This window comes from Trueperella abortisuis (assembly GCF_030811095.1).
Lineage (GTDB): Bacteria > Actinomycetota > Actinomycetes > Actinomycetales > Actinomycetaceae > Trueperella > Trueperella abortisuis.
Genome location: NZ_JAUSQL010000001.1, coordinates 783317 through 810269, shown reverse-complemented (window position 1 = coordinate 810269; position 26953 = coordinate 783317). Strand labels below are relative to the sequence as shown.

Genomic DNA, 26953 nt, shown 5'->3' with positions numbered 1-26953 from the left:
ATCAGTCCTTAAATATCGTCTTCGACATGTCGACGGCGGCCTCGCTGTCATAGTCGGTGAGGTCGCGGGGGCCGAAGGCCTCCGGGAGCACGTACGTCATCGGCTGCGGGCCCGTTTCAGGCATGTAGACCAACAGGTCCGGGCCTCCGAACTCGTAGAGCAGCTGACGGCAGCGGCCGCACGGGACCGCCGTCTCCCCGTCACCATTGACACACCACACCGCGGCGAGCTGTCCCCCGCCGGAGCGCACGAGCGCGCTAATCATTCCGTTTTCCGCGCACGTGCCCAGACCGTAGGAGGCGTTCTCCACGTTACAGCCCGAGACGTATCGGCCGTCGGTCGTCACGCCTGCAACGCCCACCGGGTAACCCGAGTAGGGCGCGTAGGCGCACTTCATTGCTTCAATCGCCAGTTCTTTCAGGGCGTTCCAGTTGATCGTCATGACTTCACGTAGGGGATGTTCTCAGCTGCCGGCGGCCTCGACTTGCCGACGAAGCCGGCGACCGCGATGATCGTGACAATGTAGGGGATCATGTTCAGCAGGTTGGATGGGATACCGCTGTGCAGCGACGGCACGAGCTGGGCGACCGCGCGGGCGAAGCCGAACATGACGGCCGCGCCCATGGCCCCCACCGGGTGCCACTTGCCGAGGATCATCGCGGCGAGGGCGATGTATCCGTTGCCAGCGGAGATGTTATCCGTGAACGCCAGGCCCGTGCCGATCGTGAAGGATGCCCCTCCGAAGCCGGCCAGCGCCGATCCGAGGATCGTGTTGCGGGTGCGGGTGCGGTTGACGTTGATGCCCACCGTGTCCGCGGCCTTCGGGTGCTCGCCGCAGGCGCGCAGGCGCAGGCCCCAGCGCGAGCGGAAGATGAAGATCGCCAGGAAGATCACCGCGACGTACATGACGTAGACGACGATCGTCTGGTTGAACAGCATCGGGCCGATCACGGGGATCTCGGACAGGCCGGGAATCTTGATCGCGCTCAGCGAGTAGCGGTTCGTGTTGAACAGCTGCTGGTCCTTCGTCATGACCGTGTCGTAGAAGAACGCCGTCAGGCCGAGGGCAAGCACGTTGAGCACGACGCCGACGATGATCTGATCCACGCCGTAACGCACCGCGAACAGCGCCAGCAGGGAGCCGAGGAGAGCACCCGCCAGCGGGGCGAACAGCAGGCCGATGTAGGCGTTGTGGAAGAACGAGGCCGCCATGACTCCCGCGAACGCGCCGGCAAGTAGCTGGCCTTCGATGTTGATGTTGACCACGCCCACGCGCTCACAGATGACGCCGGAGAGTGAGCCGAAGATGAGTGGGGTGGAGATCGCCACCGTCGCTCCCAGCGTCGAGGTCAGCGTCACCGCGCCGGCCGAGCCGGCGCCCGCGAAGACGAGGAAGGACAGGATGGTCACGATTCCCACGAGGAGCATCGTCACCACGTCCAAGGTGTGCCCGATCTTGCCGTACTTGCCACGCGAGAGCGTGGACAGGATCGACCAGGCAGTTCCCACCAGTGCGATCGCCACGAAGATCCACAGGAACAGCGGCGCGTTGATCGCGGTGTCGCCCAACGTGTAAGACTGGCTGCGGTCATTCAGACGCAGAATCGTCTCGCCCTTGGCGTTCAGCGCGAAGAAGACCAGTAGGAGGGCCGCCAGCGCGTAGGTGATAGGTAGCTTCCACGACAGGCGGGTGCGCACTTCCTTCTGCTCCGCCTTGCGCGGAGTCTCGTTACGAACATCAACGCTCATCGCTGGCCTCCCTTGTTCTCCTCGGTCGCTTGCGCGGTTTCCTTGTCGCTACTGATCCGGTTATCGTTTCGCGCAGGCGTGGACTCTTTGGCGCTCACGCCGGCGCTGACGAGGTCGTTCGCGTTCTCTTCGGTGACCTTGATGCCACGCTCGCTCAGCGTGACGTACTGGCGCAGCGTGACCGAGTTTGCGCGCGGCAGGCGGAAGATCCAGCGCACGAGTGCCGGGGCTGCAATGAGGAGAACGATGGTGGACTGCAGGATGAGGATCATGTCAACCGGCACGCCCTTGGTCTGCATGATGTAACCACCCGCCTTGAAGGCCCCAAAGAGCAGGCCGGCCAAGAAGGTGCCAAGCGGCTTGTTGCGCCCCAGAAGGGCCACCGTGATGGCGTCGAAGCCGACGGTACCTGCCACGTTGCCCGAAACATACCCGATAGTACCGAGCGCCTCATTGGCACCCGCGAGTCCGAGGAAGGAACCGGAGGCGACCATCGTCAACGTGGTCACCTTCCCCACCGAGATGCCGGCGGTTCGGGCCGCGTTGGGGTTGGCGCCCACCGCCCGGACCTCGAAACCGAAGGTCGAACGCTCGAGCACCCACCAAAACAGGATCGTGGCCAGCACCGCGATGACGATGCCGAAGTGGAGCTTGAACGGCGCGGGAAGCAGCGGGCTCAGCGCGGCCGTATCGGCCACGGTCGGCGTCTTCGGGAAGGACGATCCCGGCACCTGCCAGGCCGGCTGCAGAAGGATGTAGCCGAGCGCGAGGGTGGCGATCGAGTTGAGCATGATCGTCACGATCACCTCGTTGGCTCCCGTGCGCGCCTTGAGCGCGCCCGCGATGCCGGCGTAGAGCGCGCCGGCCGCAATACCCGCCAGCAGGGCCAGCAGGGTGTGTACGACGGGCGGGAAGGACATGTTGAAGCCCACCCACACGGCCGCCAGCGAGCCGAAAATCAGCTGGCCGGCGCCACCGATGTTGAACAGGCCGGCCCGGAAACCGAATGCCAGGCCAAGTCCGCCAATGATGAGCGGGATCGCGTAGAAGAAGGAATCCGTGATCGGCTTGATCTGACGAACGAAGGAGCTGGCCTGCGGGTCGAAGATGGCGCCGCGGAACATCGCGTAGTAGGCGTCGAGCACGTTCGAACCGGTCAGCGCGATCAGGATAGCGCCGATGACGAACGCGATGAGCACTGCGAGCACCGAGACGAGCCAACCGGAGCGGATGCCGGTGTAGACCAAGCCCTTGAGGTAGGTGCCCGCCCCTGCCTTGCGTGTGGACGTCGTATTTTGAGCCATTAGAGCTCCTCCTTCGTGGTCTGCGACATCGCCAGGGCCTCATCCTGGGGAACGCCGGCCATCATGAGGCCGAGGGCGTCACGTGGGGTGTCGGCCGGCACGGTGCCGATCACGCGGCCACGGTACATGACCACGATCCGGTCGGCGAGCGCCACCACCTCGTCAAGTTCGGAGGACACGAGGAGCACCGGGGTGCCCGCGTCGCGCACCTCGACAATGCGCTTGTGGATGAACTCGATCGAGCCGACGTCGACGCCGCGGGTGGGCTGATTCGCGATGAGCAGCTCCAGGTCGCGCGACAGCTCGCGCGCCACCACCACCTTTTGCTGGTTGCCACCGGAAAGGGTGGAGATCGGGTCGTTGACCGAGGTCAGACGGATATCGTATTCCTCTTGCTTGGCCAGCGAGTTCTTGTAAATGACCTTGGGACGCAACACGCCCCCAGCCGAGAAGGGCTTGTCGCGGTACTGATCGAGCACGAGGTTTTCGGCGATCGAGAAGCTGGCGATCACGCCGTCCTTCGAGCGGTCCTCCGGGATCTGCCCGATGCCGTCCTCAATCGTCTGGCGCACACTGTGTGCCGTGATGTCGGTGCCGTTGAGGGCGATCGTTCCGCCGGCGGCCTCCTGAAGGCCGATGATGGTCTCGGCGAGCTCGGTCTGGCCGTTGCCCTGCACGCCGGCGATGGCAACGATTTCGCCCTTGTTCACCTCGAAGCTCACGTCGTCGAGCACCCTGGTGCCCACGGCGTCAAAAGCGGTCAGATGCTCGACCACCAGGCCCGGGCCGGCCGGGTTGGCCGGCTGCTTGTCCACCTGCATCATGACCGGGCGGCCCACCATAAGGGTGGCCAGCTCGGACTCGGTGGAGGTCGGCTCAGCCGCGCCAACGACCTTGCCTCGGCGGATGACTGTGATGTCGTCCGCGACGGCGCGGACCTCACGCAGCTTGTGCGTGATGAAGACGATTGAAGTGCCGGCATCCGCCAGCTGGCGCATGATCGCCATCAGCTCATCCGTTTCTTGCGGGGTGAGCACGGCGGTGGGCTCATCGAGGATGAGGACGTGGGCGTCGCGCGAAAGCGCCTTGACGATCTCCACACGTTGCTGCGCGCCGACGGGGAGATCCTCGATCTTGGCATCTGGGTCGAGGTCGAAGCCGAAGCGGGCGGAGACGTCCTTGACGAGCTTGCGCGCCTTGGCGATGTCGATGAGGCCGGCGGCCTTCGTCGGCTCGTAACCCAGCGCGATGGACTCGGCCACCGTGAAGACGGGGATGAGCATGAAGTGCTGGTGAACCATGCCGATACCGGCGGCAACGGCGTCGCCGGGGCCAGTGAACTTCTGCGGCTGGTCGTCTAGAAGAATCTCACCCTCGTTCGGCTCGTAGAGACCGTAGAGGACATTCATGAGGGTTGATTTGCCTGCGCCATTCTCGCCGAGAAGGGCGTGAATGTGGCCCGGCTCGACCACGAGGTCAATGTGGTCGTTTGCCACGAGAGTCCCAAATCGCTTGGTGATCCCTCTCAGTTCAAGTTTCACGATTCTGCCTTCCTGTGACAGTAAAGGGGGGAGGCCCGGCCCGTCCAGGGCCGGGCCTCCCCCTAGTTCTTAGACAGAACTAGTTGGCTCGCGGGGAGGCAGGAGACTCTACCTTCAGCTCGCCGGACTTGATCTGCTCCTCGAGCTTCTTGACCGCGTCCTTCAGCTCGGCCGGGACCTTGTCCTCGAAGTTGTGGAACGGGGCGATGGAGACGCCACCGTTTTCGAGGGTGCCCACGTACGGGTCGGCGGAGAAGGTGCCGTCGGCGCCAGCCTTGACGGTGTCCTCAACCGAGGCCGCGATCTCCTTCACGACCGAGGTCAGGATCAGGTCGGCGTAGTCGGGGGCGGTCTCGAACCAGTCGGAATCGACGCCGATGAACATGACGTCGCCCGCCTCCTGGGCGGCGGCGGCAGCGCCGAGGCCGACCGGGCCGGCGACAGGCATGATCACGTCCGCGCCCTGGTCAATGAACTGCTGTGCCTGCTGCTTGCCCAAGGTCTGGTCATCGAAGGAGTTGGTGAACGCACCGGCCTGGCTGGCCTTGTCCCAGCCGAGGACCTTCACGGAGGCACCCTTGTCCCCGTTGTACTTGGCAACGCCATCCACGAAGCCGTCCATGAAGATGGTGACGGACGGGATCTGAAGGCCACCGAAGGTGGCAACCGTGCCGCTCTTGGACATGCCGGCTGCGAGGTAACCCGCGAGGTAGGCGGCCTCGGCGGTGTTGAAGACGAGCGGGCGGGCGTTGTCGACCTTCACAGGCGCGTCGCCGTCGGTAAAGTAGGAGTCGACCAGGCCGAACTGGAGGTCGGGGTTGTTGTTGGCGGCGTCCTGGAGCGGCTGCTCGAGCAGGTAGCCGACGCCGATGATCATCTTGCATCCGTCGGAAACCATGGCCTCGACGTTGGGCGCGAAGTCGGCGTCGGAGGACGACTCGGCGGTCTGAACGTTAATGCCGAGAGCGTCCTTGCTCTGCATGAGGCCGTTGTAAGCGGACTCGTTGAACGAGCGGTCATCCCAACCGCCGGCGTCCGAGACCAGGCACGCCTTGAAGTCGGACTTCGCCCCCTCCGAACCCTTGTCCCCGCCGGCGTCCTTGCCGGAACATGCGCTGAGTGCAAGAGCGGTCGCAGCCATGACAGCCGCAAACTTCTTGAAATTCCTCACGGATAACTCCTTCATAACTGGTCTGCTTCACTACGCCTGTGCAGTGATCACATCAACTTTAACGTGAGTTTGCGCGGTTGTCGCACAGTGACGAATCTGTAATCTTTTCGTGATAATTTCGTTTAACAGTTCGATAATCCATGCACAGAACTATAAGTTCCCGGAATTTTACCGAATCTCCTCCATCCCGGAACGCGAGATCCGCTCTACGATAGCTTTCACTTCCTGCGAACGCTCGATATTTGTGACAAGAATCGCACCCTCCGACTCGACAACGACCACATCTTCCAATCCGAGAACCGCTATCGGCTTCGAATGGGTGTACACGAGCGCACCTGGGGAGTCGATGGCGAACACCGGTTGCGCGGCGCCACCCGGGGCCACGTGCGCGCCGGTGCCCACCGCGTCTCGAAGCGAGGCGTAGTCCCCGACGTCGGACCAGCCCATCTCCACTGGCACGACGGCGACCCCACCCGCTGCGGCGAGCGGCTCGGCGATCGCGTGATCGATGGCGATCTTCTTCAGCTCCGGCCAGCGTTCGGCGAGCACCGCCGGCCCATCTGCGGTATCGTACGCCTGCGCGATCGCCGCGATCCCGCCGGCCAGCTCAGGCTCGAAGCGCTCCAGCGCACCGAGCAGCACCGACGTCTTGGCCACGAACATGCCGGCGTTCCAACGGTACCCACCCATGAGGTACTCGGCGGCCGTCTCAGCGTCCGGCTTTTCCACGAATCTCAGCACGTGGCGCGCGCCCCGCGTGCAACCGCCCGCCAGCGCGAGTGGCTGACCCTCCTGGATGTATCCAAAGCCCGTGGCCGGGTAGTCGGGGGTGATGCCGATCGTCACGAGGTAGCCGGCTTCCGCGGCGCGTTCGGCCTGTGCCAGCGCGGAGTGAAAGGCCGCCACGTCGGCGATGAGGTGGTCGGCCGCGAAGGACCCGACCACGACGTCGCCCGCCCGCCTCGCGATGACGGCCGCGGCCAGCGCGATGGCCGCCATGGAGTCTCGCGGGGATGGCTCGGCGATGATGTCCCCCTCCGCCAGCTCGGGCAGCTGGGAGGCGACGGCGTCACGATGGGCGAGACCGGTGACCACCGTGACGGATTCGGACACGGGCGCGAGCCGGTCATAGGTCTGCTGGATGAGGGTGCGCCCGCAACCCGTCAGGTCCGTGAGGAACTTCGGGTGGTCGCGCCGCGAGAGCGGCCACAGCCGGGTGCCGGCCCCGCCGGCGGGAACGATGGCGTGAATCATTGTCCGTCCTTGATCACGACGTCGCCTCTGCCCACAGCGGCGTTCTTCGAATTGGTGGTGTAGCGGGTGGCTGCGTAAAACGCGTCCCACGCCCCGTCCTTGTAGTCTTGGCGGGCCTGGGCGAGCGCGGCTTCGGCCTCACGCATCCCCTGCTCGGCGGCTTCGATCCGCCTACGGGCCCGTTTCTCACGCAGACCCTTCCACTGCGGGATCTGCTCCCCCGTAGGTTCGGGCGGGTCGGGGGCGATAATACCCGAGCGCGGGTCGTGCACCCACCGCTTCGTCTCAGGTACAGATTCGGTGACGTAGTTCGGGGTTTCCTCCAGGTGCTCGACCTGGGAGGGCGTGGGCGCACCGGACGCCGGCGGGTTGGCCGTCACGCAGGCGGACACCAGCAGGAGCCGGGCGAGGAAGTTGATCCACAGCAGGAGCGTTGAGATCGCCGCGAACCCGGCGAGCAGCGCGTTGTCCGAGACGGAGCCGACGGCGGCCGTGCCGAGCGTGCGCAACAGGGCCGAACCGATCGCCGCCGTCACCCCGCCAATGGCGAGGTCACGCAACGGAGCCTTGACCCCCGACATGACGCGAATGAGGTACATGACCACGGCGGCGTCGATGACGAAGGCGACCGCGTAGGTGGCGGCCGTGATAAAAGCGCTTCCCACCGCTCCGGACACACCGAGCGCATCGAAGATCCGTTCCCCGAAGAGCTGGGTAACCGAGACGAGCAGGGTGGTCGACAGGACGCCCAGGCCGAGGACGAGGAAGCCCGACAGGTCGAGCAGCTTGGCCGCCACGGCGTTGCGCGGAACCATGATGATGCCGAACATCGACTGGAGCGCCATCCGCAGACCACCCATGAGCGAGATGGATGACCAGAGCAACACGAGTAGTGCGATGAGCGATGCCAGATTAAACGGATTGTCCACGATGAGGTCGTTCGGATCCAGCAGGCCGCCCGCGTTCGCGTCCGTCTTGAGGATGCCGGGCAGAGCAGAATCGATCGTGGCGACAAGCTCCTCGCGTAACTGGTCGTTGCCGCCCAGGGTATAGGAGAACGCGGTCAGGCCGATCGTCAGCGCGCCAGCCAGCGCGAACAACGCCGAGTAGGCGATGCCGCCGGAGAGCTGCGCGCCGCGCGCCACACCGTAGCGTTGGAAGGCGCGCACGATCCTGAGATTCATCGCCCATTCCATCAGCCGTCTCGCCTTGCGCACCGCCGGCGGCGCCGGATCTTTCTTCTTGCGTATCTCAGCGCCCATTATTCTCCTTATTCTCCCCGGTAGGTCACCACGAGCGGCGCGTGGTCAGACCAGCGCTTTGCGTATTGGCTTGCCCGATCCACCCGCGCATCGACGGCGAGCGCCGCCAGATCCGGGCTGGTCATCTGGTAGTCGATGCGCCATCCGGCGTCGTTATCGAAGGCCTTCCCGCGCTGGGACCACCACGTGTAGGGACCCTGCACCTCGCCCACGAGCCGGCGCTGGGTATCGACATAATCCTCGAACCACCGGTCGAGATAGGCGATCTCCCGATCGAGCACGCCGGCGGTCTTGTTGTGGTTGGGCTTCCAGTTCTTGATGTCGAGAGGGGTGTGGACGATGTTAAAGTCCCCCGCCACGAGCACGTGGGCGAGCGGGCGGTCGGAGCGAAGCTCGTCGAGGCGCTGCGTGACCCGATCGAGGTGGGCGTACTTGGCCGCCATCTTCTCGGCATTGTCCGCCACCCCGGAATGCAGGTAGGCCGAGACGAAGGTGGTGTCCAGAGCGGGCACGTCCACCTCCACCCAGCGCCCGGTGTCCACCGGCGGCTCGGCGAGCGTAGCGTCAGCCGGGGCCAGGCCCGCTTGCAGGCCGAGGCGCGTTGGCCCCAGCTCATAGTCCGCCTTGACCGCGACCGCAACGCCGGCGCGCCCCTTGAGGACGGATGCCTGCTGGATCACCCGGTAGCGATCACCGATCAGGCCGGCGGCCAGATCCTCGGGCGCGCGCACCTCCTGGAACAAGATGACGTCCGCATCTGTGGCATCGATCCACTCCCCCATGCCCTTGCGTGCGGCGGCGCGAATCCCGTTGACGTTGACTGTGGCGACAAGCATGCGACCTCCTTCGCCCCAAGTGTACGGGCTGGATGCCTCATTCGCAGGGGCGGGCCGCCCGCTACGCCCGTAGCTAACGCCCCATCTCGGCCGCGGCCTTCTCCCCGGCCTCGACCACGTTGAGCAGGAGCGTCGCGCGCGTCATCGGCCCCACCCCGCCCGGGTTGGGCGAGAAGTAGCCGGCAACCTCGCGCACCGCCGGGTCGACGTCGCCGATGATCTTGTTCTTGCCCGTTGCCGGATCGCGCCTGCGGGTGACTCCCACGTCGAAGACGGCCGCTCCGGGCTTGACCATGTCGACCCCGATGAGCCCCGGCACGCCGGCCGCGGCCACGACGACGTCGGCCTCCCGCGTGTGCCGGGCGAGGTCCCGGGTGCCGATGTGGCAGGAAATGACGGTGGAGCCAATCTTCTCGTGGGTGAGCAGGAGCGAGAGCGGACGCCCTGCGGTCTGCCCCTGGCCGACCACGCACACGACGGCGCCCTCCCACTGCACACCGTGGCGGCAGCCGAGCTCGACGATGCCACGCGGGGTGCAGGCGATCGGGGTGGGCAACTCGCCACGCGAGGTGGAGGCCAGGCGGCCGACGTTGAGCGGGCTCAGCCCGTCAACATCCTTCGCGGGCCAGATGGCCTCGACAATCCGCTCCGTGTCGCACTGCGGGGGCAACGGGAGTTGGACAATGAAGCCGGTCACGGCCGACGCCTGGTTAAAGTGGGCGACGGCGGCGAGCACGTCCTGCGTGCTCGCCTCTCGCGGCAACTCGATGCGTAGCGACTGGATGCCGACCTCGGCGCAGTCGCGGTGTTTGGCGTCCACGTAGATCTTCGAACCGGGGTCGTCGCCGACGAGGATAGTGCCCAGCCCGAGCACCACGCCACGCTCGCGTAACTCCGCCGTCCGCGCGGCCACCTCCTTCTTAATGGAGGCCGCGGTGGCGTTTCCGTCCATGAGGATCATGCGAACTGGTCCAACCCTTCGTACAGCGGGAAGTCCGCGGCGAGCTTGGCGGTTCGGGCTCGCAGCGCCGGGATGTCGGCGCCCTTGCCGTCGCGCAGGGCGGTGGCGATCACGTCGGCGACCTCGCGGAACTCGTTGGTTCCAAAGCCGCGGGTGGCTAGGGCGGGCGTGCCGATACGCAGGCCGGAGGTGACGGTTGCCGGACGCGGGTCGAAGGGGACGGTGTTGCGGTTGATCGTGATACCAACCTCGTGGAGGAGGTCCTCCCCCTCCTTGCCGTTGAGCTCTGCGTCGCGCAGATCGACGAGCACGAGGTGGACGTCGGTTCCGCCGGAGACAACCGCGATGCCCTTGCCCGCCACGTCGGGCTGGGCGAGGCGCTCGGCGAGGATCTTCGCGCCCTCGAGCGTGCGGCGCTGGCGGTCCTTGAACTCCTCGGTTGCCGCGATCTTCAGCGCCACGGCCTTCGCGGCGATCACATGCATGAGCGGGCCACCCTGCTGGCCGGGGAAGACGGCCGAGTTGAGCTTGCGCCCGAAGCGCTCGGCGTCGCGGGAGAGGATCATGCCCGAGCGCGGCCCACCGATGGTCTTGTGGATCGTGGTGGTGACGACGTCGGCGTAGGGCACCGGGTTCGGGTGCAGGCCCGCGGCCACCAAGCCGGCAAAGTGCGCCATGTCCACCCACAGGTAGGCGCCGACCTCGTCGGCGATGTCGCGGAAGGCCTGGAAGTCCAGGTGACGCGGGTAGGCCGACCAGCCCGCGATGATCAACTTCGGCTTGTGCTCGAGGGCCTTAGCCCGCACGTCGTCCATATCGATGAGGTAGGTTTCCGGCGAGACGCCGTAGGAAACAACATTGTAGTTCTTGCCCGAGAAGTTGATCTTCATCCCGTGGGTGAGGTGACCGCCGTGGGATAGCTCAAGGCCCATGATCGTGTCCCCCGGGGTGAGGAGGGCGTGGTAGACGGCGGCGTTGGCCTGCGCGCCGGAGTGCGGCTGGACGTTGGCGTACTCGGCGTCGAAGAGGGCCTTGGCGCGCTCGATCGCGAGCGACTCGGCGACGTCGACGAACTCGCACCCGCCGTAGTAACGCTTTCCGGGGTAGCCCTCGGCGTACTTGTTGGTCAACACCGAACCCTGTGCCTGAAGAACGGCGCGCGGCACGAAGTTCTCGGAGGCGATCATCTCAAGCTGTTCGCGCTGGCGATTCAGCTCCTGGTCGAGAACCTTGGCGATATCCGGGTCGAGGTCGCGAAGCGACTGGTTGAAAAGGTCGGTCATCAGAATCTCCTCATATCTGGCCCGCAGGCCCAATAAGACCGCGTGCCCAGGCGGACGACCCGCGATCAATTCTGTGCCGCTCCCCGGTGGTGACCACCCGCGCCAGTCGCGACGCGGTCAGTTTACCCCAGCTCCCGAAGCGCTCACCCTAACGGTACGAGCAGTGAGACTGAGCGTCTTGGTGCGCGAACGCCACCCTATCGGCGGGCCTTAGGAAAAGATGACCGTACGATTGCCGTTCATGAGGATCCGGTGCTCGGCATGCCACTTGACCGCGCGGGAAAGAACCTGACGCTCGACCTCGGCGCCCTTGGCGCGAAGCTCGCGCTCGTCGTCGTCGTGGGCGACGCGGACGACGTCCTGCTCGATGATCGGCCCCTCGTCGAGGTCGGAGGTGACGTAGTGGGCGGTGGCGCCGATGAGCTTGACCCCTCGTAAGAAGGCCTGGTGGTAGGGGCGGGCGCCCTTGAACGACGGCAGGAAGGAGTGGTGGATGTTGATGACGTTACCGGCCAGGCGCTCGCACAGCCGCGGGGAAAGGATCTGCATGTAGCGAGCGAGCACCACGAGCTCGACCCCCTCGTCCTCGATAAGCCGCAGTAGCTCGTCCTCGGCCTGTTCCTTGGTCTCGGCGCTGATGGGGATGTGGATGAAGCGCTTGTTGTAGAAGTCGGCCAGCGGCTTGAGCGTGTCGTGGTTGCCCACGACGCCGACGATGTCGATCGGCGCCAGCCCCTCACGATTCTTCGAGAGCAGGTCTGACAGGCAGTGGGCGTCCTTCGTGACCATGACGAGCGTGCGCACGGGCACGTCGGCCTCGGACAGCTGATAGGTCATCTGGTGGTTCGCCGCGAGCTGGGCGAAGGCGGCCTCGATCGTGGCCTTGCCGCCGGGCACGCGGGCCCGGATGCGGACGAAGAAGTAGCCCGAGGCGGCGTCGTTAAACTGCTGGGATTCCATGATGTTGCCGCCTACGGAGGCAAGCAGGCCGGTGATGGCGTAGGTGATGCCCGGCTTGTCGGGGCACTTCACGGTCAGGATAAGGTCCTCGCTCATTCCAACAGGATAGGACAATGCGGCAACGGGGGCGCAATCCGGCCGAAGCTCGGACGGCCCCCGCGGCGCTATTGGCGCCTAGCGACGCAGCGCCCTCCAGCCGGTTGCCACCCCGGCGGCCGCCACCAGCTTCATGAGGTCGCCGGGGATGAACGGAGTCAGGCCGAGGGAGAGGACCTGCACCGACCAGGGCGCGCCAACGCCGGTGGACGCCGAAAGCCAGATGAGGCCGGGGAGGTAGGGCAGGGCCAGCGCGATGGCGAAGACAGCCAGGGCTCGCAGGCCCGAGAGCGGCCGGCGCGCGTTCATCTTGCCGACTAAAGCGGCGGAGAAGATGAAGCCCACCAGGTAACCCGTGGACGGGCTGATCCCCGCCGTCCCGGCCGAGAGGATGGGCAGGCCGGCCACGCCGAGCGCGCCGTAGAGGCTGACGGCGGTCAGGCCGCGCCCGCCGCCGAGCGCCCACCCGACGAGCACGACCGCGAGAGTCTGCATCGTCACGGGGACGGGCTTGAACGGAATCGCGAGCTGGGCGGCGATCGCGAGCACGACGACGCCAGCGCCGATCGTCAACGCGTTGCGGGCGATGCCGGCTCGGCTCGAGCGCAGGGTTGCTGCGGCGGGCGTTGAGGTGGAAGAAGATGTCGGGTGCATAGGTGTTCCTTAGAGTTGGCAGACGGCGATGGCGTAGTCGCCATCGTGGGACAGGGAGATGAGGACGCCGTCGGCGTCGCCGAAGGCCTCCTTGACGACGCCGCTCAGGGCGATGTAGGGGCGCTGGTAAGGGTCGGACAGAACCTGGACCTCCGCAAGGTTGAGGTCCTGTTCACCAATCGCGGGCCCCTGCCCGATGAGCGCCGAGGACCACGCCTTGATGAAGGCCTCCTTTCCCGCCCAGCGGGCGGCCAGGTGATAGGCGAGACCAGCGCCGGTGGCCTGGGCCCGGCGCCGGGCAGCGCGCATCTCGGCCCCGGAAAAGACCCGGGCCATGCGCGTACCCGGCGCAGCGAGCTGCTCGGCAAAGGTGGGGATGTGGACCAGGTCCACACCCAGCCCGGGACGGCTAGGCATACAGGCCATCCGCCCCGAGCCGGGCCGCCGGATCGAGGAGCATGGCAGCCTCGACCTCGTGGGGGTCGTAGCCGGTCCCCTGCTGCGCGAAGCGGCGCGAGGTGATCGGCTCAAAGAGGGCCCGGTTGCCCACCATGCCCTGCTCGAGGTGGCGGGCGCCGTCCTTGAGACGGGCCTGCGCCCGCACCCGCCACGCGTCGGCGGCGTCGCGCCCGTGTGCGCGCTCGATCGCGGCCTCGAAGGCGCCCGGATGGACGATCGCCATGAGCGAGGAGACGTGGCCAAAGCCGAGCGAGGTGGCCAGCGCCGCCTTGATCTGGCCGCGCCGCCCCAGATCGAGCGGCTCGCGCAGCCACACGAGGAACGGGTCCTCGGCAAACACGGGATCGAGGTTGTCGAGCGAACGGTTGCCCGGCACCACGCCGGTGGCCAGAACCTGGGTCAGCCCGGCGATCTGGAACAGCGCGGCACCACCCTTCGAATGCCCGGTCAACGTCTTCTGGGAGATGACGTGCAGCGGGTTACCCGCGCCTCGCCCGAGCGCTCGGGCAAGGCGGACGTGTAGCTCGGCCTCGTTGGGATCGTTGGCATTGGTGGAGGTGTCGTGCTTGGACAGGACGGCGATGTCATCGGCGCTCACCCCCAGCGCGCCCAGCTGGTTGGCAAGCCGGGAATTCTTCCCGCCGAGTCCGGCCGCGAGCGCGCCGAGCCCGGGTGCGGGGATGGAGGTGTGGGCGCCGTCGGCAAAGGTCTGGACGTATCCGACCACGCCGTAGACGGGCAGGCCCATCTCGAGGGCGAGGTCGCCGCGGGCGATGAGGACGGTGCCGCCGCCCATCGCCTCCACGAAGCCGCCGCGGCGAAGGTCGCCGGCGCGGGAGAAGAATCGATCCGCGATGCCTTGGGCTTCGAGCGAGGCGGAGTCCGCGGTCGCGTTCATGGAGCCGAAGCCTTCGAGGGACTCCACCGAAAGGTCGTCGATCGCGCCGGTGACCACGAACGTTGCCTTGCCTGTGACGATTTTGTCCACGCCCTCCTCGAGCGAGACGGCGGCCGAGGCGCAGGCTGCCACCGGCTGGACCATCGATCCGTAACCGCCGACGTAGGACTGCATGGTGTGTGCCGCCACGACGTTGGCCAATGTCTCCTGGAGGATGTCCTGTGGGATGTCCTCGCCGAGGAAGCGTTCCACGAAGAGCTTACGCATCGAGCTCATGCCGCCGAACCCGGTGCCCTGGGTGGAGCCGACCAGGGCTGGGTGAACGTGGGCGAGAAGCTCGGCCGGGGTGAAGCCGGCGGAGATGAAGGCGTCGACCGTGGTCAGCAGGTTCCACACCGCCATCTTGTCCACCGACTCGACCATCGACTGCGGGATGCCCCAGCGGGTGGGGTCGAAGTCGGTGGGCAGCTGACCCGCGACGTATCGGGACAGGGTGGTCTTGCGTGGAACGAGCGAGGTGGCGCCCTTGACGCGAGTCACGGACCAGTCTGACTCGCCCGGTGCGGGTGGGGCGACGACCGTGAACTGCGGGTCGGCCGCCTCGTAGGCGCGCGCCTCGGCCTCGCTGGCCACCGTAAAGGTGACGGGTTTGTCGAGGAAGACGGTCACCATGTCCACCGTGCCGCCGGCCTGGATGGGGCCGTCGTCGGTGAGGCGGCGGATGCCGGAGCGGGCCACTACCTCGTCGCGGTAGCGCTCGAAGATCTCCTCCTCGGGCACGAGGTTGTCCTGCGTGTCGTACCAGCCGGCCTTCGGCGAGTCGTGCCAGGTGAGCAGGCCGGTCATCCAGGCCAACTCCAGCACGCCTGCCGCGGTCAGCTCGACGTCGCCGTCAGCCTGGATGCCGAGCTCGGCGGCGCGCCGGGTACGAGCGGAGCCCCACGGGCCGACCTCCCCCACGCCCACGATGACGATTGTGTCCTCCGGGCGGGCGGTGCCCGAGGCCCACACGTCCGCGTACGCGGGCAGGTCCACCACCTGCGGGCGCGGCAGAGCTGAGATGGTGCCCGGCGTGGGTTCGACCTCCGCGGCGGGGGCCGCGGCCTCGACGCGTCGGGCGAGCTCGGCGAGGTTGACGTTCGACAGGCCGCCGGTGAGGTCGGCGTCGATCGGCTCGAGGGCCGCGCGCTGGCGGGCCTCGGCGGTGGCGAGGCCGATGAGCTCGTCGGCGATCTCGGAGGTGGACCAGGTGCGCACCCCGCGCTCCTCGACGGCCGCGACCAGCGGGTCATTGCCGCCCATGAGGCCGGTGCCGCGAACCCACCCGATGCGGGCGTGGGCCAGACTCACGCGGCGCGCCCACGGCTCGACGTGCCACTTGGCGACGACGGCGTCGAGGGCCGCCTTGACCTCGCCGTAGGCGCCGTCCCCGCCGAAGGTTCCGCGGTTGGGCGAGCCCGGCAGCACGGCGTGCAGGCGGTGACCGACCACGGTGTCCGCGCCGATGGCGGCGAGCCCGGTGAGCAGGCGCTCCAGGCCCCACAGCATGAGGCGGGTCTGCATTTCCGCCTCTCCCCCGGCGTCGCTCATCATGCCGAACACGCGCGGCGCTGCGAAGGGGAAGAGAAGATCGGGGATCATGGCCGGTTTCTTCTCCACGCTTAGTCCGCCCACCGTTTCTCGCACGGGGTTGGCGATCCAGTCAACGAGCGCGTCGATGTCTCGGTAGGAGGCGAGGTTGGCGGGCACGAGCCACAGGGCGGCGTCGCCGCGGGCGTTTTCGCGGTAGATCTTCCGCCCGGCGAGCAGGCGCGCCTGGTCGACCCGGGAGGCGGTTGCGATGACGGTCGCCCCGCCGGCGAGCAGGCGCGCCACGACGGCGCCGCCGATCGACTCGGGCGTCATGCCAGTGACCACCGCGACCTGGCCGGAGAACTCCCCGGCGCTTGCGTCGCGGGCGACGGCCGCCACCTGGAGCAGGCGCACCCGGTCGGCGTCGGAGGTGGCGATGTCCGCGTAGTATTCAGCCTGGCGGGCCACCTCGGCGCCGGTGGCCACGAAGCTGGTCTCGGCGGGCAACTCGGCGGCGCCGGCGGCGAAGCGGGCGAGGTCCTCGCGCGCGCTCGCCCATCGGTCGTTGAGCAACACGGCACGCTTTGCGGAGAAGGTGGGGGCGACCCGCGTCTCCCAGTTCGCCCCAAGCTCGGCGCGCACGGCCTCAATCACGGCCTCGTCGCTGGCGTCGGTGGCCGGCACGGGTGCGGCATCGCCGAGGCGGGCCAGCAGGTCGCGGGCGTTGTCTGCCAGGATCGCGGTGATGTGCGAGGAGAAGGCGTCCAGCGCCGCCGAATCCACGACGCCGCCCGCCGCGGCCGCGGCGCTGGGCTTGGCCACGTTCACCGAATGCAGGGCGCCCACGCGCTCCACAGCTGAATCGATGAGCGCGTCCACCTCGGCGGGCGTGGAGGGCGAGGCGGGCAGGCCGGTCAGCTCCCCGCCGCGGGCGGACTTGCCCTCGCGGGTCTCGAGCAGGACGATCGCCGTCGTCCACGCGCTCCAGCCCTGCCCCAGCGCCCACGCCTCGCGCACGCGGGATGCCACGTGGTCGGGTTTGACGCCGGCAGCGCCGAACAGCTTGCGAAGACGGTCGTTGATGACTTCGGACAGGACCGGGCCGAAGGGCGTGTAGTTGTGGGCGAGCTTGTTGACGGTGGCGGACAACTCGCTCACGCTCGCCTCGGCTGCGCCGTCGATGGCGGATAGGCCGAGCTCGGCGGACATGTCCATGAGCACCTGGTTGCGCTTGGAGGACACGCCGTTGGTCAGCGACTCCACCGTGTCCGCTGCGCCGACCTGATCGAGGCCGATCTTGTTCGACTCCGCCAGCAGCACCGTGATCGCGTCGGCAGCCAGGAAAGGCAGGTCTTCCACCGGCGCCGTCGGGGCCGCTGCGACCGTGGCTGGCTCGGGCGCGGCCGGTACCGGCTCTGGTGCGGCCGGCGCCGCAGCCTCGGCGTTTCCAACCTCGCCCGCGGCGTCCTCCTTCGGCTCCTCGGGTGCGGTCGCCTGGTCTGTGAGGTAGACGGCGGCGGCGTCGCGCTGGACGTTTGCCACCGCCACCTGGGCGGAGGCGTGTCGCGGCTGGGCGAGGGTCTTGGCGGCAAGGTTGGCCAGCGTGGGCGCGGCCCCTAGGCCGACCTCCACGAAGCTCTCCACGCCAGCCCCGCCCGGGCGCGGGCCGAATAGGTAGTCCTGCGTCTCGATCCAGCGCACGGGAGACGCGAACTGCCAAGCCAGCAGCTCGACGAGCAGTTGCCGGGTGATGGAGGAGGCCTGCGAGGTGAGGTCGAGGTCGTCCCAGCGCTCGCGCAGATCCCGCACCGATTCGGCGGGAACCACCTCGAGGATGGAGTCGAGGAAGCCGGGCGTGAGCTCGAAGGGGCGTGCCACGAGGTTGGGGATGTAGCGCCCGACCAGCACGGCCGGGTCGATCTCCTGGGGCAGGAGACGCGCCAAGAGCTCACGGAAATCTTCCACGCCTCCCCGAAGCACGCTGGAATGGAAGGGAACGTCGATGCCGGGCACGAGCATGAAGGGCCGGCGCCCGCCCGCCTGCGCGGCGCGCCGCTCGGCGTCGGCCGCGAGCGCGGCCAGACCCGCCACCGTTCCGGCGATCGAGTACTGTTCGCCGGCGAGGTTGTAGTTGACGATCTCGATGAACTCTCCGCTCGCCTGCGCGATGGAGGCCACGTAGCGCGCCACCTCGGCGTCGCCCACCCCGAACTGGTTGGGGCGCAGGGCACCCATCTGGTAGTTCGAACGGCCCTCGGCGTCTCGCGGCACGAGGTTGTGCATCGTCGAGCCGCGGTGGAAGACGATCTCGATGACCGTCTCGAGCGGGAAGATGCCCGCGTAGGCCGATAGCGCGTTGTATTCGCCCAGCGAATGCCCGGCGAAGTAGGCACCCTCCACGAGCACCCCGGCCTCGCGCAGGCGCGCGGTCTGGGCGAAGGCGACGGTCGCGAGCGCCACCTGGGTGAACTGGGTCAGGTTGAGCACGCCCTGCGGGTGGCGATAGGTCACGCCGCCGGCGGTGATCTCGGTGGGGTTGTCACGCACGATGGCGAGGATCGAAAAGTCGAGGGCGGAGTGGGTGTGGGCGTCGGCGCGTTCCCACACCTCGCGAGCCGCCGGCGAGGAGCCGCGCTCCTCGAGGGACATACCCTGGCTCTGCACGCCCTGGCCTGGGTAGACGTAGGCGGTGAGAGCCGGGCGCACGTGTGCGGAGGCGACGGAGACGACGTTCTTGTTCACCCGGCAGGTCACTTCGAGGATGAGTCCGCCGCCCTCGACGGCTCCCACCCGCTCGATGCTGATTTCCACCTCGTCGTTCAGCTCCACGGTGCCGTACATGCGGTACGTCCACCCGGCGATGTGCCAGCGTTTGCCGTCTTCGTCGCCGGCGCTGACGGCGTGTTGGGCGGCGGCGCACAGCCACATTCCGTGCACGAGCGGCGCGTCCATGCCGGCCACCTTCGCGGCCCGATAGGAGGTGTGGATGGGGTTGTAGTCACCGGAGACCATGGCGAACGGCGTCATGTCCGCCGGGGCCGTGACGGTGACGCGGCGCAGCAGTGAGCGCGGGGTGTCGATAATCTCGCGCTCGACCCCACCGGCGTAGGGCGGGTCGGCGGGTAGTTCGGTGCCGAATACCCTTCCGCGGATCGCGAAGCGTTCGATGAACGCGCCGACGCGCTGCCCGTCGTGGCTCAGCTCCGTTTCCACGACGACGACGCGGCCCGAACTCGACTCGGTCAGCGACGTGCAACGGGAGCGGGCATCGAGGTGGGTCAGGCCCGCGAGCCGGTCGGTGTCGAGGTCCTCGGTGTGGTCGAGGTGGACGGCGTTGAGGAGGCCCTCGATGACGGGGTAGTCCCCAACGAAGGCCGACCCGAGGGCGGCGTATATGGAGGGCCAGCACATGCCGAGCACAGCCGAGGGCACGATCGGAGCGAGCCGGTAGCTCTGGGGCAGGTCGGCCGTCACGCCGGCGTGGAGGGTGCCAAGCTCGGGGCGGAGCGAGAAGCGGTAGTGGGCCTCGCCGAACTGCGAGTCGGCGGAGGCGGTGATGGCCGGCAGCTCGCCGATGTGGTCGCCGAGCACGTTGTCCGCCCCCACCCCGGCCGTAGCCGCGAGCAGGGCAAACATGGCCGCAGGCAGATCCTCGTCGTCAACCAGCGGGATCGCGCCGGTGGAGGCACCGGCCGGGATGCGCAAGGGCAGGCGCAGCTCGCGCACCGCGTGCTGGCTCGCCTCCGTGCCGTCCCACAGCGTGTCGAGGTGAATGACCATGTCGTAGCCACGGTCGGTGGGCAGGATGTCGTAGTCGTCGACCACGCGGGCAGGGTTGGTGATGACGTGGCCGTGCCAGGAGATGTTCTCTGCCCCACGCAGGTAGTCCGTCACCGTGGCGAACGCTCGGGAGAAGCGCCGCTCGTCCGCTTGCCCGCCAAGCGCGTCGATCGCGGCGTCCTCGTAGCGGGCCAGGATGGTGGCCACTGGCTCGTCCACGGTGGTGATGCCCGCCACCGACACCGGGCCCGGGATGATGCGCACCTGGTCGGCGGTGTAGCGCGGGTCCTGGGACTGCCACAGGCCGTCCGTACCCCACGAACGCAGCAGGTCAGCGTCGATGATCGGCACGAAGGGCACCGGCTTGGGGTACTTGCGGCACAGCTCTACAAACCAGGCCGCGTCGAAGGTGGTCACCTCCACGCGCTCCGCATCGGGGTAGGCGGCCACGATCTTCTCGATCGCCGCAAATGGATCGGCGACGTCATCCACGCCGTCGAACATCGAGATCAGCTCTCCCGAATCCATCGGCGAGAGGCGGGCCTCCACGCGCTGGGCCAGCTCGAAGAAGCGCTGGGCCCACGACGGGTCGGCAAACGGGTAGGTGAGCTGCGCGAAGCGGCGCAGGACCTTGGCGTACGTCATGTCTTCCAGGTCACCGAAGTAGGGCTTGGCGGTGGCGTCGATCGCCGCAATGATCTCCTCGCGCCGCTCCACCAGGGCCTCGGGGTCGGAGGCAACCTCGACGATCAGCCGGGCGGCCCGCGAGGCCGAGTTCTCGATCTCGTACATGTCAGCCAACAGGTGCGACAGGCCGGAAGTGACCCCACCGTCGACGGCGCCTTGCCCAACCCAGCCGGCGTTACGCTCCACGGGAACGCCGGGGGTGTCGACGAGGAGCTGCTTGACGTCGTCGTTGGTCTTGGCCTCGCGCGCCGTCATGGCGGCGGTGCCGATCATGATCGCATCGACGGGCATCGGCACCGAGCCGTGCTCGAGTGCCCACGTGCCCGTGAGGAAGGCGGCGGCACGTTCGGGTACGCCTAGGCCGCCGCCGACGATGAGCACCGTGTTGTCCTGGGCTCGGATCTCGGCATAGGTGGCGAGCAGCAACTGGTCGAGGTCCTCCCACGAGTGGTGGCCGCCGGCGTGCCCATCCTCGACCATGATGAGGACCGGAGCCGTAGTTGCACGCGCGATCTTGAGCACCTGACGGATTTGCCCGATCGTTCCGGGCTTGAAGGCAACGTAGGTGAAGCCCTCCGCCCGCAGGCGCTCCACGAGCTCCACGCCCTCCTCAGTCTCGGGGATGCCTGCCGAGATGACGACGCCGTCGAGCGGGGCGCCGCTCTGGCGGTGGCGGGAGACGATGTGTTGGGTTCCAAACTGCAGGTTCCACAGGTAGCGGTCCATGAACATGGCGTTGAACTGGGCAGTGCGGCCCGGCTCAAGCCCGGCTACAAGCCCGGCGAGGTTTTTCTCGAACACCTGCTCGGTGACCTGCCCGCCTCCGGCCATCTCAACCCAGTAGCCGGCGTTCGCGGCTGCGGCCACGATCTCCGGCTCGACGGTGGTGGGCGTCATACCCGCGAGGAGTACGGGAGCCCGTCCGGTCAGGCGCGTGAAACGGGTGTCGACCACCACCCGCCCGTCGTCGATGGTGACGAGCCGCGGGGCGAAGTCGGACCAGTCCTCGCCCGGGACCCAAGCATCCTTCGTGGCGAGCGCGTCGCGCGCCTCGGCCGAACCGGCGTTCACGACGCCGATGCCCCGCCCGCGCACGTTGTCCCGAGTGATCCGCGCAAGGCTCCTACCCGGCCCGAGGTCAACCACCCAGTCGGCGCCCATCGTCGCTTCGCCGAAGACCTGATCCCAGTCGAGGCGATCGGTCAGGACGGCGGCGGCGAGGCGCTCCACGTCAGCCATGTGGATGGGGTGATCCCCGCCCTGGCCGTCGCCGCCCTGGCCCTCGGCGCGAACCGGGCCCTCGGCGTCGTCGGCCCAACCGCAGGCGCGCACCCAGGCGAGCACCTGCTCGAGCGCGGGCGCAAGCAGGTCGGAGTGGAACGGTGCCGACACGTCGAGGAACTCCGTGATCGGGTTGAGAGCAGCGCCGCCGATTGTCTTCTCCGCTCGGGCCTTGGCCTCGGCCTCGGCGAGCGCCGCCAGATCCCGGCGCACAGCATCGAGGTCTGCGGGCATGCCGGAGAGGGTGAAGGAGTTGGCCGTGTTGCGGATGGCGATCTGGGCACCGTGACGCGAGGCGAGCTCGGCCAGCACCGGCTCGGGCACGTCGCGAACGGCCAGCATCGGGGTCAGCTCGCCGAAGCGGGCCCCGCCCTCGGCACGGGTGACCTGAGTGGCTGCGGCGCCGATGAGCCGGGCGAGGGCGAGCACGTGGGCCTTGTGCTCGGAGGCGAGCATCCGGACGGCGAGCACGCCCTGCGAGTGGCCGACCACCGCCTGCGGCTGCGCGTCAGGGGAAAGATCGAGATAGGAGCCGTACTGGGCGAGCAGGATGCCGGGCACGGAGGCGAAGGCCTCGTGCGAGGTGGTCGACAGCAGGTCGAGCGGGCCGGCGCAGATGCGGGTCAGCTCGGGCAGCACCGGGGAAAGCAGCTCCTCGGCGCGGGCCTGAAGGTCCTCGAGGGCGTCATGGATCGCCGGGTCTTCGGCCACCTCGATCAGGGCCGCGCGCCACGGGGTGGCCTGGCCGGCGAACTGGAGGACGTAGGGGGTATGAAGCTTGTACATGTTTCTCCTGGGCTACATCGGCATATTGCCGTGACGGGCGGGGCCCGTGTGGATGGTGGTCTTGGACTGGAGAGCCTCGAGCGAGGACGCGATGGTGGCGCGGGTACGGCTCGGGGCGATGATGCCGTCGAGCTCGCCGCGGGCCACAGAGAGGTAGGGGTTGACGTTGTCGCGGGTGTACTGGGCGGACAGCTCGGCGAACACCTCGGCGCCGCGGCCCTCCGCCTCGGCGGCCCTGAGCTCGCGGCGGTGGACAATCGACACCGCGCCGTCGGCCCCGAGCACCGCAATCTCGGCGCCGGGCCAGGCGTAGACGAGGTCCCCGCCGAGCGACTTCGATCCCATCACGATGTAGGCCCCTCCGTAGGCCTTGCGCAGGATCACCGTCACCAGCGGCACCGAGGCCGTGGCGTAGGACCAGATGAGCTTCGCGCCGCGGCGGATGATGCCCGCCTGCTCCTGCTCGGTTCCGGGCCGATAGCCGGGCACGTCCACGAGCGTGACCACGGGGATCTTGAACGCGTCGCAAAACTGCACGAAGCGGGCCGCCTTCTCCGAGGCGTCCACGTCGAGAGTGCCGGCGTCGTGGAGCGGCTGGTTGGCTACGATCCCCACGGATTGGCCCTCGATGCAGGCGAAACCGACCACAATGTTGCGGGCGAAAAACTCCTGGATCTGCACGAACTCGCCGTAGTCGACGATCGCTTCGATCACCTCCACGACGTCGTAGGGCACCTTCGTCGACTCCGGCACGAGAGCCGAAAGGTCCACGGGCGGGGCAGGAGCGAGGGCGGGATCGTAGTCGTAGGAGGGGACCTGGTCCTCGCAATTGGCGGGCAGGTAGGTGAGCAGGGTGCGAGTGTAGTCGAGCGCGTCCTCCTCGTCCTCGGCCAGGTAGTGGGCCACGCCGGACTGGAAGTTGTGCACCTGTGCCCCGCCGAGGTCGGCAAAAGACACGTCCTCGCCCGTCGTCGCCCGCACCACGTCCGGGCCGGTGACGAACATGTGCGAGGTGTCGGCCGTCATGATGATGAAGTCGGTCAGCGCCGGGGAGTAAACCGCTCCCCCGGCGCACGGGCCCAGGATGAGCGAGATCTGCGGGATGACGCCTGAGGCGGCGCACGTGCGCTTGAAGATGCGCCCGTATTGACCGAGCGCGACCACCCCGTCCTGGATGCGCGCCCCTCCCGAATCCATGATGCCGATCACGGGGATGCGCAAGGCCAACGCCTTGTCGATCGTGGCGATGATCTTGTTGCCCTCAGCCTCACCGAGAGTGCCGCCCTGGACCGAGAAATCTTGGGCGTAGACCGCCACGCGGCGCCCGCCGATCGTTCCCAGCCCGCACACGACCGCCGCGCCCGTGAAGCCCTGCGCCACGTTTCCGCCCACGAACTGACCGATCTCTGAAAAACTCCCCTCGTCGAGGAGGGCGGCGATGCGCTCGCGGGCCGTGAGCTTGGACTTGGCATGCTGGCGCTCGAGCGCCTTCTCTTCGGCACACGCCGACAGCGCCTGCGCGTAGGCAATGAAGGCCTCCCGGTCGACCTCACGCGAGGTGGTGTCAATCGTGAGGGATTCGTCAACAAAATGGGACATTCTCACTCCTTTCTCTCGGGGGCGATGGTGAGCAGCTCGGTCCCGGCCGCCACGTTCGAGCCGGCCTGCACGGCGATCCGCTCGACCCTGCCCGCCAGCGGCGCGTAGACGTAGCTCTCCATCTTCATGGACTCCAACACCACCAGCAGGTCTCCCTCGGCGACGACGGCGCCGGGCTCGGTGACCACCCGCACGACGATCGCCTGGATCGGCGAACGCACGTCACCGCTGGCAGCCTCCCCGTTCTGTTCGACCGCGCGGGAGCGGGCGGCCCGGCGCAGTGGCTGGGGGCGCACCGCCTGGGGCGTCCCGGTGGCGAACAGGGCCTTGGGGACGGTGAGGGTCATCTGGCGCCCGTCGATCTCGATGGTGAAGGTCTGCCGTTCGGCGGCCGATTCTGCGGGCGCGGGTTGGTGTGCCGAGCCCGCGTGGTGGATCGGGCGGGTCTCCCGCTCGGCGTTCCAGGCCGGGAGGAAGGATTCCTCGAACCACCGCGTCGAGTAGCCGAGCGCGGCGAAGTCGGGGTGGGTGATGATGTCGCGGTAGAGCTGGACGGGCGTAGCTAGGCCGTCCAAGCGGAATTCACCGAGCGCGCGCAGGGAGCGGGCGATGGCGGCCTCGCGCGTGGGTGCCGTGACGATGATCTTGGCGAGCATCGAATCGAAGCTGGAGGCGACGACGTCGCCGGGGGCGACCCCGGTTTCGACCCGCACGCCGTGACCGAGCGGCCAGGTGAGGCCCGTGATGGCGCCCTGCGAGGGCTGCATGTCACGCGCCGGGTCCTCGCACGTGATGCGGAACTCGAAGGAGTGGCCACGCGCCGGCGGGACCGGGCTGATGCTCTCGCCGCGGGCGATGCGGATCTGCTCGGCAACGAGGTCAAGCCCGGTGACCTCCTCGGAGACCGTGTGCTCCACCTGCAGGCGCGGATTGACCTCGAGGAAGAAGATCTCATCGCCCACCAGGAACTCGCACGTGCCGAGGCCGACGAAGCCGGCACCCTCGAACAGGGCGCGCGACCATCGCTCGAGGGTCGCCTCCTGCTGGGCTGTCAGGCCCGGCGCGGGGGCCTCTTCGATGAGTTTCTGATTGCGGCGCTGGACCGAGCAGTCGCGCGTGGAGACGACCGCGAAGTTGCCGCGGGCATCGCGCATGCACTGGGTCTCCACGTGCCGCGCATTTTCGAGGAACTTTTCAACGAAGACGCCCTGCGGGGCGGGACCGGCAGCTTGGAAGAAGTGGTCGAGGTCGTCGTTTTCCCGAATGATGGTGATGCCACGCCCGCCGCCGCCGTCGGCCTTCTTCGTCACGATCGGGTAACCCCAGCGGGCCACGAAGTCCTCAACTTCAGCTCGGCCCGTGATCTGCTGCGAGATTCCGGGCACTGGCTGGACACCCACCCGCTCGGCCAGCTGGCGCGCGTCGATCTTGTCCCCGAGCGCACGCAGCGTCTTCGGCGACGGGCCGATCCAGGTCAGGCCCGCGGCCGCGACCGCTTCGGCGAACTCCGGGCTCTCGGAGAGGAAGCCGTAGCCGGGATGGACGGCGTCGGCCCCGGTGGTACGCGCAAGGTCGATCAGCTTCTCGCCGTTCATGTAGGTCTCGGTGAGGGTGTCGCCGCCGAGCGAGTAGGCCTCGCCGGCCGCGCGAGTGAACGGGGTGGCCGCATCGGCGTCCGCGTAGCCGACCACGGTGTCGATGCCGAGCTCCGTGGCCGTTCGGATAACCCGCAGGGCGATCTCAGAGCGGTTGGCGATGAGGATCTTCATTGCGGTCCTTTCTTTTGCGAGTTGTGCTCGATGAACATGGCCACCTCGTGGGGGTAGACCCGCGAGGTGGGCCGCCCGGCGGGTCCGCCGGCGGGGGTCGGCGCGGCGTCCGTGAGGACGAGCTCGCCGTGCGAGGCGACTTCGCTCACGACGCCGGTGCGTCCCGCCACGCTCACCCGCTGGCCACGCTGGGCGAGGTGGGCGTTGATGTCGCCGATGACGGGAGCGGTCGCAGGCGCGGCGGGGTCGGCGGCGAAGGCCGACACGCGAGCTTCGAGTTCGGCGAGGTAGCGGTCGAGGATAAGGCCGGCGGGGTCGGCGGCGTCGGGCAGCAGGCCGGCGTCGGCGAGCGAGGTTGCGTCCTCGACGAGCTCCGCGCCCTCCTGGTAGACGTTCACCCCCACGCCGATCGCAGCGCACAGCCGGCCCCGCAGCTGGGACATGTCGGCGAAGAACTCCCCGAGAACGCCGCTGATCTTGCGCCCGCCGATGACGACGTCGTTGGGGAACTTGACCTGCGCGGGCGCGTGGAGTGTGGCGAGAGCCGCGCGCACGGACAGAGCGCCGATGAGCGTGAGGAAGCCACCACAGTCGCGTAGCGCGGGGGTGTCGGGAAGAACCAGAAGCGTGGAGGCCATGAGCGAGCGTCCTGCACCCGACTCCCACGTGCGGCCAAGGCGGCCGCGGCCGCGGGTCTGGAGGTCGGCGCGGATCGTCGTCAGGTGCGGCGCCCGCGTGAGGGTGCGCAGCACGTCCTGGGTGGACGTGACGCTGCGTCGGTGGTCAACGTGGCCAGTCATGGGGACAGACTAGCGTAAGTTACCGAACGGTAGGGTAAGTTAGCGGCGTGTCGGGCGTCTATCCTGGCCGCCAGCGGCGCGACAAAGCGGAAAAATAGAGGTGTTCGTGATCATTGTTACTAAACCGTAACTTGTGCGTGTTGCGACACCCCACGGCATAGGCCGCACCCGCCGCCCGCGCCACGCATTGGCCACTTCCCCGTCCCCTGCGCAGCCCCGATCCGTCCGCGAGCGCATCCCTCTGCGGCCGA

The 26953-nt window shown here is 68.0% G+C and carries 17 protein-coding genes and 1 riboswitch; all 17 genes read right to left on the bottom strand.

The window, feature by feature from the left end; translation table 11 throughout:
• Position 1: 1 nt before the first annotated feature.
• Positions 2-442: a cytidine deaminase gene (locus tag J2S45_RS03520; protein WP_270974718.1), complete on the bottom strand. Its 441-nt coding sequence runs from the start codon at positions 440-442 to the stop codon at positions 2-4.
• Entirely contained in the window at positions 439-1749 is a 1311-nt protein-coding gene (locus tag J2S45_RS03515; protein ID WP_270974719.1) for an ABC transporter permease, read from the bottom strand. The genes J2S45_RS03520 and J2S45_RS03515 overlap by 4 nt, the downstream gene beginning before the upstream one ends.
• On the bottom strand, positions 1746-3053 hold the full coding sequence (locus J2S45_RS03510; protein WP_270974720.1) for an ABC transporter permease: 1308 nt from the start codon (positions 3051-3053) through the stop codon (positions 1746-1748). Before J2S45_RS03510 ends, J2S45_RS03515 begins: the two co-directional genes overlap by 4 nt.
• A complete protein-coding gene (locus J2S45_RS03505; RefSeq protein WP_270974721.1) occupies positions 3053-4594 on the bottom strand; it encodes an ABC transporter ATP-binding protein in 1542 nt (513 codons plus the stop codon). Before J2S45_RS03505 ends, J2S45_RS03510 begins: the two co-directional genes overlap by 1 nt.
• 79 nt (positions 4595-4673) lie before the next feature.
• Positions 4674-5765, bottom strand: coding sequence for a BMP family lipoprotein (locus tag J2S45_RS03500; protein ID WP_307634560.1), 1092 nt, complete (start codon positions 5763-5765; stop codon positions 4674-4676).
• A gap of 168 nt (positions 5766-5933) precedes the next feature.
• Entirely contained in the window at positions 5934-7019 is a 1086-nt protein-coding gene (locus tag J2S45_RS03495; RefSeq protein ID WP_307634559.1) for a mannose-1-phosphate guanylyltransferase, read from the bottom strand.
• Positions 7016-8281, bottom strand: a complete 1266-nt coding sequence (locus J2S45_RS03490) for a YihY/virulence factor BrkB family protein (RefSeq protein ID WP_307634558.1) — start codon at positions 8279-8281, stop codon at positions 7016-7018. Before J2S45_RS03490 ends, J2S45_RS03495 begins: the two co-directional genes overlap by 4 nt.
• Before the next feature lie 8 nt (positions 8282-8289).
• Entirely contained in the window at positions 8290-9117 is an 828-nt protein-coding gene (locus J2S45_RS03485; RefSeq protein ID WP_307634557.1) for an exodeoxyribonuclease III, read from the bottom strand.
• Between the two features lie 73 nt (positions 9118-9190).
• A complete protein-coding gene (locus J2S45_RS03480; RefSeq protein ID WP_296932881.1) occupies positions 9191-10078 on the bottom strand; it encodes a tetrahydrofolate dehydrogenase/cyclohydrolase catalytic domain-containing protein in 888 nt (295 codons plus the stop codon).
• The gene (glyA, locus tag J2S45_RS03475) at positions 10075-11361 is read right to left on the bottom strand and encodes a serine hydroxymethyltransferase (protein ID WP_307634556.1); all 1287 of its coding nucleotides are present in this window, start codon (positions 11359-11361) and stop codon (positions 10075-10077) included. The genes J2S45_RS03480 and glyA overlap by 4 nt, the downstream gene beginning before the upstream one ends.
• A gap of 37 nt (positions 11362-11398) precedes the next feature.
• Positions 11399-11481, bottom strand: a riboswitch (ZMP/ZTP riboswitch).
• 90 nt (positions 11482-11571) lie between these two features.
• Positions 11572-12417 (bottom strand): formyltetrahydrofolate deformylase, encoded by an 846-nt coding sequence (gene purU / locus J2S45_RS03470; protein WP_270974732.1) that lies wholly within the window; start codon positions 12415-12417, stop codon positions 11572-11574.
• A 78-nt stretch (positions 12418-12495) separates the two neighbouring features.
• Positions 12496-13071 (bottom strand): biotin transporter BioY, encoded by a 576-nt coding sequence (locus tag J2S45_RS03465; RefSeq protein ID WP_307634555.1) that lies wholly within the window; start codon positions 13069-13071, stop codon positions 12496-12498.
• A gap of 9 nt (positions 13072-13080) precedes the next feature.
• A complete protein-coding gene (acpS, locus tag J2S45_RS03460) occupies positions 13081-13488 on the bottom strand; it encodes a holo-ACP synthase AcpS (protein WP_270974735.1) in 408 nt (135 codons plus the stop codon).
• A complete protein-coding gene (locus tag J2S45_RS03455; RefSeq protein ID WP_307634554.1) occupies positions 13481-22534 on the bottom strand; it encodes a polyketide synthase in 9054 nt (3017 codons plus the stop codon). Before J2S45_RS03455 ends, acpS begins: the two co-directional genes overlap by 8 nt.
• 12 nt (positions 22535-22546) lie before the next feature.
• Positions 22547-24133: an acyl-CoA carboxylase subunit beta gene (locus J2S45_RS03450; RefSeq protein WP_307634553.1), complete on the bottom strand. Its 1587-nt coding sequence runs from the start codon at positions 24131-24133 to the stop codon at positions 22547-22549.
• 2 nt (positions 24134-24135) lie between these two features.
• Positions 24136-25902, bottom strand: coding sequence for an ATP-binding protein (locus tag J2S45_RS03445; RefSeq protein WP_270974739.1), 1767 nt, complete (start codon positions 25900-25902; stop codon positions 24136-24138).
• Positions 25899-26702: a biotin--[acetyl-CoA-carboxylase] ligase gene (locus J2S45_RS03440; RefSeq protein WP_270974741.1), complete on the bottom strand. Its 804-nt coding sequence runs from the start codon at positions 26700-26702 to the stop codon at positions 25899-25901. The genes J2S45_RS03445 and J2S45_RS03440 overlap by 4 nt, the downstream gene beginning before the upstream one ends.
• Positions 26703-26953: the final 251 nt, after the last annotated feature.